General features: G+C 38.1%; 13 protein-coding genes. All 13 read right to left on the reverse strand.

From position 1 onward, the window contains the following. Window positions 1-21: 21 nt before the first annotated feature. On the reverse strand, window positions 22-609 hold the full coding sequence (locus DCC39_RS05995) for a lipoprotein heptaprenylglyceryl N-acetyltransferase LhaT (RefSeq protein ID WP_116553986.1): 588 nt from the start codon (window positions 607-609) through the stop codon (window positions 22-24). 87 nt (window positions 610-696) lie between these two features. Beyond that, window positions 697-1458 (reverse strand): menaquinol-cytochrome c reductase cytochrome b/c subunit, encoded by a 762-nt coding sequence (locus DCC39_RS06000; protein WP_116553987.1) that lies wholly within the window; start codon window positions 1456-1458, stop codon window positions 697-699. Between the two features lie 33 nt (window positions 1459-1491). Beyond that, complete coding sequence (gene qcrB / locus DCC39_RS06005; RefSeq protein WP_116553988.1) at window positions 1492-2166, reverse strand: menaquinol-cytochrome c reductase cytochrome b subunit; 675 nt, start codon at window positions 2164-2166, stop codon at window positions 1492-1494. Between the two features lie 17 nt (window positions 2167-2183). Next, window positions 2184-2642 (reverse strand): QcrA and Rieske domain-containing protein, encoded by a 459-nt coding sequence (locus DCC39_RS06010; RefSeq protein WP_240613558.1) that lies wholly within the window; start codon window positions 2640-2642, stop codon window positions 2184-2186. A 187-nt stretch (window positions 2643-2829) separates the two neighbouring features. After that, window positions 2830-3294, reverse strand: a complete 465-nt coding sequence (locus DCC39_RS06015; RefSeq protein WP_116553990.1) for a YpiF family protein — start codon at window positions 3292-3294, stop codon at window positions 2830-2832. A gap of 76 nt (window positions 3295-3370) precedes the next feature. Continuing rightward, window positions 3371-3922 (reverse strand): ReoY family proteolytic degradation factor, encoded by a 552-nt coding sequence (locus tag DCC39_RS06020; protein WP_116553991.1) that lies wholly within the window; start codon window positions 3920-3922, stop codon window positions 3371-3373. 100 nt (window positions 3923-4022) lie between these two features. Further along, complete coding sequence (locus tag DCC39_RS06025) at window positions 4023-5282, reverse strand: tetratricopeptide repeat protein (protein WP_116553992.1); 1260 nt, start codon at window positions 5280-5282, stop codon at window positions 4023-4025. A gap of 587 nt (window positions 5283-5869) precedes the next feature. After that, on the reverse strand, window positions 5870-6295 hold the full coding sequence (locus DCC39_RS06030; RefSeq protein WP_116553993.1) for a DUF1801 domain-containing protein: 426 nt from the start codon (window positions 6293-6295) through the stop codon (window positions 5870-5872). Window positions 6296-6485: 190 nt separating this feature from the next. Beyond that, entirely contained in the window at window positions 6486-6953 is a 468-nt protein-coding gene (locus tag DCC39_RS06035; protein ID WP_116553994.1) for a DUF3995 domain-containing protein, read from the reverse strand. A 165-nt stretch (window positions 6954-7118) separates the two neighbouring features. Continuing rightward, window positions 7119-7640 carry an RBBP9/YdeN family alpha/beta hydrolase gene (locus DCC39_RS06040; RefSeq protein WP_116553995.1) on the reverse strand — a complete coding sequence of 174 codons (522 nt, stop codon included), beginning with the start codon at window positions 7638-7640 and terminating at the stop codon, window positions 7119-7121. 340 nt (window positions 7641-7980) lie between these two features. Next, complete coding sequence (gene aroA, locus DCC39_RS06045; RefSeq protein ID WP_116553996.1) at window positions 7981-9270, reverse strand: 3-phosphoshikimate 1-carboxyvinyltransferase; 1290 nt, start codon at window positions 9268-9270, stop codon at window positions 7981-7983. Window positions 9271-9295: 25 nt separating this feature from the next. Next, window positions 9296-10399: a prephenate dehydrogenase gene (locus DCC39_RS06050; protein WP_116553997.1), complete on the reverse strand. Its 1104-nt coding sequence runs from the start codon at window positions 10397-10399 to the stop codon at window positions 9296-9298. A gap of 15 nt (window positions 10400-10414) precedes the next feature. Continuing rightward, entirely contained in the window at window positions 10415-11512 is a 1098-nt protein-coding gene (gene hisC, locus DCC39_RS06055) for a histidinol-phosphate transaminase (RefSeq protein ID WP_116553998.1), read from the reverse strand. Window positions 11513-11544 lie beyond the last annotated feature (32 nt).

An 11544-nucleotide genomic window follows, 5' to 3' on the forward strand; every position in this document is an offset into this window, starting at 1 on the left:
AAGAGGACAAGAGTAGACCAACTATAGATCCAATATTAAACGTTCTTTTTTTACAGCAACATGATAAACAAGATAACAGGTTAAAACCGATAGCCAAAAGGTTAAATAACCGATAAATGGCATATATTCATCGAGTGATGGATATCTCGGAAACATAAGAAATACATAATCAATCACATCATTATGAAATGTCCATAACGTTGCAATGAAGAAATGAATGAATGTTATCCGATAAAAGGGAGCATATAACAATCCTTGGATCGCCATACCTAAATGAGAAAAAATTAACATCCAATTTTCGATTGTTATTTGTCCTGTTGCAACGATTCCGCCAATATTCATTCCTACAGCCCAAATCCCATATTTAAACAATGTAATCGCTGCCAATGCTTCGATAAGCGGGAAATTTCTACCCAATAAAAATCCAATTAATACAAAAACAAAGAAAAGGCTTGCTGTTGGGCTGTCAGGAACAAACGGCAAGAAGTACCATGGTGTATCATCTAATTGATAACGGTACCAATAGTAGCCATAAATCGTGCCAAGTATGTTAATGAGAAGCAAAACCCAGAGGATTGAGCGTTGTTTTAATATGTAAAAAATCCACATCGATAAAACGCCTGCCTTTACAGAAGTCAGAGGCCGGAAGCCGGATTAGTAAAAAAACTCGGCAATAGCCGAGTTTTGATTATTTCATTATTCAAGTGATGCAATAAATTCTGCAAGTTTTTGAAGTTCTTCATCTGAACCTTCAAAAGCGTTCGGCGGCATTCCTGGTGGAAGGCCATTAACCGCAATGTCTGCAATTTCTTCAGCGGATAGTCCTGTACCAGCAAGCCCTGGGCCAACTCCACCTTCTAAATTCTCACCATGACACTGAACACAGCTTTGTTCTGAATAAATTTGGTAACCTTCCGCTTCTTTATCAAATTCAACTTCTTCTTTAATTTCACCTTGCGCCGCCGCTTTTTCCCAGTCATGGGTAACAACAGACTCCCAAGTTAAGTAAATAACTGAAATAACAGCCAAAAGCATAATGCTTACCGTAATTGGTCGTTTAGAAGGCCTGCGTTCAGGTCCTTTGTCAAGCCAAGGTGCCAGCAATAATGCTGTAAACGCTACACCAGGAATAATAAGTGCACCAACTAAAGTGAAGTCGCCTGATGCATATTTGTATTTTAATAACTGATACAAGAAGAGAAAGTACCAGTCAGGGAGCGGGATATACGAAGTATCGGTTGGATCCGCTACCCGTTCCAATGGTGAAGGATGCGCAACAGTTAAAATTAAATACCCTATTAAGAAAACAGCCCCAACCATCCATTCTTTTAGTAAGAAGTTAGGCCAGAACGCTTCTGTTTTCCCGGGATATTCAGAATAATCTTTAGGAATGTAAGAGGTCTTTTTTGCTGGAATTCTGGAATCGCCAACAAACTTCATACCTTTACCACGGTGCATTGTTTTCCCTCCTTTTACTTAAAAATTCGAATCCTATAGCGGGCCAGAAATACCTTGTTTTCGAATCATAATAAAGTGAGCAGCTAACAGTCCAAGCAATGCTGCAGGTAAGAAAAATACATGGATCGCAAAGAAACGAGCCAATGTCTGCGCACCGATAACTGTTGCGTCACCAGCTAACAACGTTTTGATAGCTGTACCAACAAATGGCACCGCTTCTGCAATTTGCAGGCCTACTTTTGTTGCGAATAATGCTTTCATATCCCAAGGAAGCAAGTACCCAGTGAAACCTAATCCAAGCATAACGAAGAAAATTAATACGCCAACTACCCAGTTAAGTTCACGCGGTTTCTTGTAAGCGCCTTGGAAAAATACTCTTAATGTATGTAAAAATAACATGACAATGACTAAACTGGCTCCCCAGTGGTGCATACCCCTTACGATAACACCGAAGGCAACTTCGTTTTGTAGATAATAAACAGATTCCCAAGCGTTAATAACGTCAGGAACGTAATACATTGTTAGGAACATACCTGATAAAATTTGAATAACAACAATGAAGAAAGTTAATCCGCCAAAACAGTAAACAAAAGCTGAAAAGTGATGGGCAGGGTTTACGTGTTCAGGAACTTCATGATCGGCAATATCACGCCATAACGGAGTAATGTCAAGCCGTTCGTCAACCCAGTCATACATTTTCTGAAGCATGTTCTTCACCTCCTAATTTAAGCTTTTGGATGAGGCATCGGTTTTCCTAAAAACACTTTACCATCCTTAATATCCATTTCATAGACATCCAGTGGAGCAAGCGGTGGCGTTCCTTCAACGTTAACGCCATCTTTGTAATAGCGTCCAGCATGGCATGGACAGAAGAACTCATCTGGGTATGCAGGGTTTGTACCCCAGTCAACTGTACAGCCCAAATGCTTACAGACAGGTGATAACGCAACGATATCGCCTTTATCGTTTTTAAAAACAAAAGCTGCTTGTTCAACGTCTGACTCATACCATCCGTCAACTTGATGAACTTTAAACTTCTTCATTTGGGGTTCTGTTGTGATATCATCAACTTTCATATCGATGTCTACCATGTCAGATGCCGCTTCCGTCTTTAAGATTGGATCAATCGCAAAACGAACCATCGGCATTAACATACCAGCCGCCATGAAACCTCCAGTACCCATAAGGGTGTAGTTCAGAAATTGCCGTCTTGAAATTTCATTTTTTTTCGCCAATTGGTTTCCCTCCTATCTTTAAAGTTGTATTCGTTGTTAAAATTAAAATCACACAGATTACTAGGACATACCCATGATAGCGAATCAAGCGGTTACTGTCAATATTATGAAGCGCTGAATTACTGTGTTGAGCGGGTTAACTTTCCGTTTGCCACTTATTTGTTACAATTTGAAGAAGTTGTTTCGTTTGCTCTTGCAAAATTTCCGCTTTATACTTCCCGTCCATATGTTCGAGAGGTATAACTGGCAGCCAGATAAGCGCCGCATCTAAATCATGCTCAAATTGTTTCCACTCCGTATCCGATGTAAATAAAAAAAGATGCTGAAATCCTTGCTCGAACAGTTTGCTAGTCCATTCCTTTAGCCTGTTTAACTTTTTTTCTCTTTCTTCAGACTTTAAATAGGTGAACGGCGGAAAAGCCAGCGTCCTTCCATGAAGCTGCCTTTCAATTTCATTTGTTAAAACGGTGCTGAATTCGCCCATTGCTACAGATTGCTTCATTTCACCGTTAAAAGAAATCGGGATTAAAGTTATGAAAGCCGTATCAACATATTCTTTTGAAGTTAAGTAAATATCAATTTCTTTCGAATTCCATTTCAAAAATAATCTTCCTTTCTATAGAAAAATTCCCCATATAATTACCTTTTTATTCTATCATAGCATAAAAAAAAGCTCCTCATTGCATAGAGGACCTTTCTCGTTTTAATTGTTCAGTTAATTTCAAGAAGGTTTCTTTATCTTTGTTATCAAGCGCTTCGTTTATTTTTTCGTATAGGCATTGCTCCCTATAGCTCGTTACCGCCTCGTCAAGAATCAAACCAGCCCAAATTTCATATTGTTTGGTTGGGTGAAGGCTTTCCGGTAAAAATGGATTTTCTTCCATCACGACACTATACTGAGGGTTTTTGTTTGAATGTTGAAAATTAAGCTGGACAAAAACCTGTTCTTCAGGGTTTAAACGGATATCATGAAAAGATTTTTCAACATCAGAAGTGACAATATTTTCTTTCAAAAAGCGAAAAGGAACTTCATTTGAACAAACGGTAGAGAGAATAATTGCTTTTGGGCAATATTCAGCCTTCTCTACAAAATGAAGATTTTCCATGACAAGGTCATCACTAATAAAGTAATTGATGAGCCAGACACATTCCCGCTTATGGAATCGATAATTTTTTAAAAACCATTTTAGAAATTCTTTCTTCTCGGCAATCGAAATGGAGCTGTTCATGTAGACCCCTCCTTTTCAGCGCTTTTTAATCGCTCTTTACATAAAAATTCTTTATATTTATTAAAAATCCTGCAAAAAAACAAGAATAAAATCAATCCAATTAGCGATTTTCCATTTCCCAAACTAACTCCTCGAGATGGGTTAAACTACTGTCCATCTTTATTGCTTGAACAAAGCATGTTTTTGCTTCCTCGGTTTTCCCTTCTTCCATTAGAAAGCGGCCGTACTGCTCAAGAAAGTCACTATTGTTTTTAAAATGTGGATAGCTTGCGTCATAATACTTTCCAGCTTTTTCATATTCTTCATTTTTTTCGTAAGCTTCGGCGAGTTCCCAATCAAATATCGGCTCGGTTTCTTCGATTTCTTTTAAATGAAGAATATGATTAATCATTTCATCATAACGCTCATCCCTTTTCAAGAGTGAAATGAACATTTGTGAGGCTCTAAATGATCCAGGATTCAATTGAAAAATTTTCTTTAAATTTTGTTCAGCAGATGATGGATCTCCTGATTTTAATGCAAGTTGGCTTAATTCCAGATACAATTCTTCATTATGTTCGTCTTCTAACATGCCTTCTTCTAACACTGCCTTGGCTTCACTGGTGGCGCCAACCGCTTCATATGCTTTGGCCAATAACGGATAAAGTGTGCTATATTGCTTATCAGCTGATTTTAGCTTTTCTAGGGCTTGAATAGCAGCCTTATATTCCCCGGCTTTAAAAGCAGTATACCCAAAACGAAACAAACCGTCTAAATTAATTTCAGACTCTAACCCTTTTTCATAAAGAGGCAATGCTTTCTCAAACTCACCAATTAAGCTCAACGATTCAGCATAATGCAAATAAATAGAATGATCCGGAATAAATTCACTTTCATTAAGCACTTTTTCATAAAAAACATTCGCTTTATAAGGGTTACCCTGATTTAAGTAAAATTCAGCAAGACCGTACCAAATGACAGGTTCCGATGGTTCATAATCATAAGCTTCCATTAATTTTCTTTCAGCAACTTCCTCCAAACCTTGGGATTGATACAGATCAGCTAATAAAAGCAAAGCACTTAAATAATTTTCATCATTTTGCGTCACTTGATCTAACCGTTCCATTGCCCTTTCATCTTCGCCCAGCTCAATAAAACACTCTGCTGAAAAAACAAGCAGTTCTCCATCATTTGGGAAACGTTGCAATAATTGAGATGTAATTTCTTCAGCTTTATCTAAAAAACCAAAATGTGCGTAAGTTTTCGCTGTTTCAAATAGCAAATTTTCATCATCGCTTGTTTTATATTGCTCTAATAAACCCAGCCCTTCAGAAATTGAACCTTCTTCAATCTTTTTTATCGCTTTTTCGATGAAGTCCATTGGTAAAGTCCTTTCTTCCTTTTCAATTTAACGATAATCTCTAATGGTGTCCTTATTATAATGAAGTCTATTTATTTGAGCAACAATTACACGTTTTTCGGCATAATCAACTTGCATCTAAAAACGTATATTTATTCTATGCTTAGCAGTCAGTTGATATCATGTTTTTAATTTTTTAAAAAAGTTTGATACAATTAAGTTGACGAACTGGATATGACAGTTCCACAATCGGGCAAGATTGTTGCATAGGAATTTAGGGAGCTAGAGATTTATAGATAAACGTTGAGGGAAATCATAATGAAGGGCTGATTTTTTTATGGATTGGTTTGCCAGTCATCATTCTGATTGCTTCAGGGAAAATTTTGTGGAGTGTTCTTTTCGCAGGGGAATCTGGCAAATCCATTATAATACCCGCAATACTAGGATTATTTATCTGTCAAGTAAAAAGTGATCACACTTTTTATAAAAAGTTGTACAGCACAAAGGATGAATCCGTTTTGATCAAGCTTTTTTCAAAACGGATTTTTTTAATTATTATTGCTATCTATACAAAATGACGTTAAGGACCTTTTGTATAGATCAAATTTTCACATTGTCGCATCAATCCATTTATTTACAACCTTTCTAAGGTCATTTTCCTTAGATTTCACATCACTCATATCAGTAAATTTCACTATAGCTCTATCTCCAGTAGCCCACTCCAATAATCCGGTATTATCTACAAACAGAGGTTCCTTTTTTGCAGTATCTTTGACCTTAGTTCCACAGTGAAAGACCAGTCGAAAAAAACCTTTTCCATGGAGATTAAAGGTTATCCTATCATCATCATCAACACAGAAACTCGGTGCATTCCATTTGATTTTTTCAGTGATTCTGCTGTTTATTCCTAAAATGATTTTTCGAACTTCTGCTATTTCCTCTTTAAAGGGGTGTTCAAGGTTGTTCATAAATTTTGCTACCTGTTCGGGACCAGACAATTTCTCCTTTTCGCCAGTTTTTTTATTTGATGGCATTTTCTTTTATCCCTCCATATTTTATTACTCTTCACATAGTACTTTTATAACGTGTTTTATTTGCGAATAACGCTTTGATTTCTTTTCAATTGCTATCTTAAAAAATGTTTGCGTAAATGTTGGTTATTGCGCCCTACGTAGATTTTGCGTATTCCACACGATAATCCGAATACCCATTAAAGAAAGTCCCTCAATAGTTGAACATAGATTTTTTGCTTTTGATGGAAAAAAAGTAAAAAACTCCACCGATCATCCAAAAAGGTTCCCAGAAAATTAATCTCCAAAACGTTGCATATGAATCTAAATCAAAATCTAAAATATGAAACGTACTTAATGTGATTGTGACAAAATTAAGAAATCCATATAAGAACAATAAGACCCCTGCAATTTTCGCGACGGAAAAAAGAATTTTGGTTATTATAGGCTTCTTCCATTGAACAAGAAGCATTAACAATAATATTAACCCCAGTAATTTAATAAAACCAGTAAGCCAAACAATCAAGACGAACGAGGAAGAAGGGTTTAGGGACATCTCATAAATAGACCCTCCCAGAGATCGAACTCCAAGTAGGCCACCCATTGCCCAATAAAAGCTCATACCTGAAAAAAAAATCGTCCAAACAATTCCGAAAGCTATCATCCAATAATTCCTCTGCATTGGAAAACACTCCTCGATAATCGTTTTCCACTTTCCTCCTGATATTCATATAACATAATGGGTAATCGGATTATCGTGTGGCATACGCAAAATCATCGTAATGTGCAATATTTCGCCTTTTATTCAACAAAAGTACCCGATTGTTTAACACTGCAAGACCATGAATCACAATCCTTTGATATCCTCAACAATTTCAGACAAATCATTGTCAAACTGGTGCCCGCGCCCATCTAACTTCCGAATAGTCGCCTTCGGGAGTTTTTCCGCATAATATGTAAGATGGGAAAAAGGTACGATTTCATCGTCGCGGCTATGGTAAAAGAAAATACTTGGCACCTTGTGAAGCTTTGAGGATGAGTCTTCTTGCAACACAGACTCGTCATATGGTGGTGCGATTAGGAACACGCCAGTAATGGTATTTGTCATCTCCTCTTCAGAAAGGTATTTCAACAAAACTGAACCTCCCACGGAGTGTCCAACAAGAAATACTTCACCATTTAGTGTGCTGAGGTCTTCTCCAATCTGAGCTTTCCATGTTTCATACTCAGGTTTTTCCTCATTAGGCATCCTAGGATACCGTACATCATATTCGGAACCAAGCACATCTTGCAGATATTCTGCTAATTTTCCATCTTCCTCGTATGCTCCCTGGCCTGCACCTTGAATGAATAACACGTGTTTTTGCATATAGTTTACTCCCTCCTTTGTTTTTTAAGTTTATCACGTAACGTCAGTAAAAATTTCTTCTCGATTGCTCATTAACTAGACCGTTGATGGGAGCTAGTTGAATTTCCACACGATAATCCGAATACCAATTTATTTTCTTAAATAAAAAAACCTTGACAGAAAGTTGATAGCGCTTTCATGTCAAGGCCAAAACAAATAAATATGGATAGGAGTGGAGAGAAACCATTACAATCTTTATTATACTTAATATTCACAAAAAAGCAAGACGATTTTTTATATTTCTTTTATTTTTTATACTGTAGAAAAATAAGGGTTTATTTTTCTACAGTATGGCAAATTTCTAATTATTTTTTAGATTTGCTAAATCTGGAAAAAAGTCTGGATAGGATATGGAAATACAGCCTTCGTTTTGTAAGACAACTTCCCCGGAAGCAACAAGGCTCGCAATCGCAAGCATCATGCCAATGCGGTGATCGCCCAAACTATCAACAGTTCCGCCATGTAAATTTGTTCTTCCTTCAATAATCATTCCATCTTCAGTCGCCTCAATGTTAGCTCCCAAAAGGCGCAATTGATTGACTACTGCATCAATCCGATTCGTTTCCTTCACTTTAAGCTCTTCAGCATCGCTTATGACCATCTTTCCTTCAGCCTGTGTTGCAGCCAGAGCTAATATTGGAATCTCATCAATTAAACGCGGGATCAATTCGCCATTTATTTCGATATTTTTCAACGGAGATGATTTTATATGTAAATCAGCAACTGGTTCCCCGTTGATTTGCCGCTCATTTAACATCGTAATATTTGCTCCCATGGCTAAAAGAGCATCAACAATGCCGGATCGAGTCGGATTCATTCCAACGTCTGTTAAGGTTAGTTCACTGTCCTTTGTAATTAATGCTGTAACGATAAAAAACGCAGCGGATGAAATGTCAGCCGGTACTTGGATATTCGTTCCATGCAGCCGCTGATTCCCTTCTAAAGATACTGTTGTGTTCTCTCTTTTTAATTCAACGCCAAAAGCCGTGAGCATTCGTTCTGTATGATCCCTTGACAATGCCGGTTCTGTAATGGTTGTCACGCCATTTGCCTGCAAGCCCGCTAATAAGATTGCTGATTTTACTTGGGCGCTTGCGACAGGCGATTCATATTCAATTCCTTTTAAGTTTCCACCTCGAACGGAAATTGGAGGGTAAGAACCATTTTTCCGGCCGTCAATGACCGCTCCCATTTGGCGAAGCGGTTTTGCGACACGATCCATTGGCCGGGAGGCGATCGATTCATCCCCATATAAGACGGAATGAAACGGCCTTCCTGCAAGCAATCCTAGAAGAAGGCGATTTAATGTTCCTGAATTGCCAACATATAATACATCATTCGGTTCTTGGAGCCCTTCAAATCCGTTACCGACAACGATCACATCTTCTTTCTCAATTTCGATAGGAACACCTAACTTCTTGAAGCATTTTATCGTATTGATACAATCTTCTCCGGGTAGAAATCCTTTGATTGTTGTTGTACCATTGGCGACTGCACCTAACATAATCGAGCGGTGTGAAATCGACTTATCTCCAGGAACCTTTAGTTCCCCTTGTAAAGGCTGATTGGCAGGCGATAATCGTTTTCCCATTGGCCCCCTCCTCTTCATCATCTGTTTAGTCAAGAATGTATGTTTCATAGCGATATTCACTTAAAAGAGTCTTTGCTTTTTGCCGTTCTGCTTCGCTGCGGAAGCTTAATCGAAGAACGCCTAGAATGTCCTCTCTCGTTTCAATGATTCTGATGTTCGTAATACTGATATCCCTTCCCCCAAGTATTCCGGTCACATGGGCAATGACACCTGGGTAGTCTTCCACGTCAACAAATAAATCGTAAAAAGAAGGAATTGCGCCTTTTGATCGTTCGGGAAGTTTATCGCGAAATTGTTTTGCCGAGGAAAAATAGTCATAGATCTCGTTTTCGTCGGCTTTTTTAAGCATTTTCTTTACAGAGGTCATTTCTAATTCCCATTTTTCCAATAGTGAGAGCAAAACATCTCTATTATGTAACAAAATATCACGCCACATAATCGGGCTTGAAGATGCAATTCTCGTAATATCCCGGAAACCTCCTGCGGCAAACCTTGAAATATTTTGTTCCTCTTCCTCCACATGCGCTAGTTGGTGAACGAGGGATGCAGCAATAATATGCGGGAAATGGCTAATTACTCCGACAAGCTTGTCATGCTGGGAGGGGCTCATTTCGATAAATGTTGCATTCGTTCCTTCAAGCCAATTTTTTAGGCCGTTGACGAATCTTTTTTGGCAATTTGTATCTGGTGTCAGAATGTAAAAAGCATTTTCAAATAGATGGGCTTTAGAGGCGATAACGCCGGATTTATGAGAACCGGCCATTGGATGCCCACCGATAAAAATGGCGTTTTTATTTTTTAAAACAGATGATTTATCAACGATTGATTTCTTTGTGCTCCCTACATCTGTAATGATGACATTTTCTTCTAAAGACAACATAGCAAGCTGATCAATGATTTTCTCTGTTTGCTGTACAGGTGTGGCGATAATAATGAGAGAAGCGCCTTTTACACCTTCTTCCAACGAGTCAGTTATGTCATCAATAATATCCAACGACTTAGCCAATTTTGCCTGTGTCTCATCCACATCAAATCCAACAATTACCGCCTTATGCTTTTTTTTAATTGCTAAGGCAATGGATCCTCCAATCAGCCCTAATCCAATAATTAAAACCCGTTTCCCATCCATAAATAAACTCCTTAATTAATCTCTCTCTTCATTTTCCAGCCATTGTGACAAACAATCAATAATGCCTTGATTTTCTTCTTGGTTTCCGACTGTAATTCTAGCGGAAGTTGGAAAACCGAGCGCTTCGCCAGAACGTACAATATAACCATTTTTAAGTAAATATTGAAATACTTCGTTACCTTTTCGTTTAAAATCGATCAAAATAAAGTTAGCCTGTGTCGGATAATAGTCTAACTTGTACTTACTGCAAAATGCATAAAACTGCTCCAATCCCTCTCGGTTTTTCTTTCTGCAGTCTTGAATGTATTCTTGATCATCAAGAGCAGCAAGGGCGGCAGCCTGCGCAAGTGTCGATGTGTTAAATGGCGGCCTGGCAGGATCTAAAGACTTAATGAGATTCGGATTGCCAACACCATAGCCAATTCTTAATGCAGCTAAACCATACGCTTTTGAAAAAGTTCGAAGCACCATCAAATTACGATATTCATTCAAAAGTGAAATCGTATCAGGGTAATCTTCTGCAACAACATATTCAAAATACGCCTCATCACTTACAACAAGGACATGCTTTGGCACATTTTGCAAAAACGAGAGGAACCTTTCTTTATCAATATAGTTTCCAGAAGGATTGTTCGGATTACATACCCAAACGATTCTTGTATTTTCATCAATTTGTGTAAGCATGCCATCTAAATCATGCTCTCCATTCATCAGTGGCACTTCACGAATTTCCGCACCTTCAATTAAAGCGTTATGTTTGTATTGAGAAAATGAAGGGGTCGCCATTACGGTGTTTGTATCACTAGATAGCATGGCCCGGCACAAAATAAGAATCACTTCGTCAGTGCCGTTCCCAAAAATAAGTTGATCTTTGTCTACGTTAAGATGTTGCGCAACTTTTTCCCGAATTTGGAACGCATACCCATCTGGATAAATATGCAATGCATTCAGCTGTTCCTGAATTGCCTGTTTCACTTTCTCTGAACAGCCAAAGGGATTTTCATTTGAAGCTAATTTGACGACTTTTTCTAACCCGAGTTCCCTTTGTACTTCTTCAATCGGCTTGCCCGGTTCATAAGGTTTTAAAGGGATTAATTGCTGTTTAATTTGCATGGCTCCACTTCCTCTTTTTTACGATTAGCTGA

Source organism: Pueribacillus theae, from assembly GCF_003097615.1.
GTDB lineage: Bacteria > Bacillota > Bacilli > Bacillales > UBA6769 > Pueribacillus > Pueribacillus theae.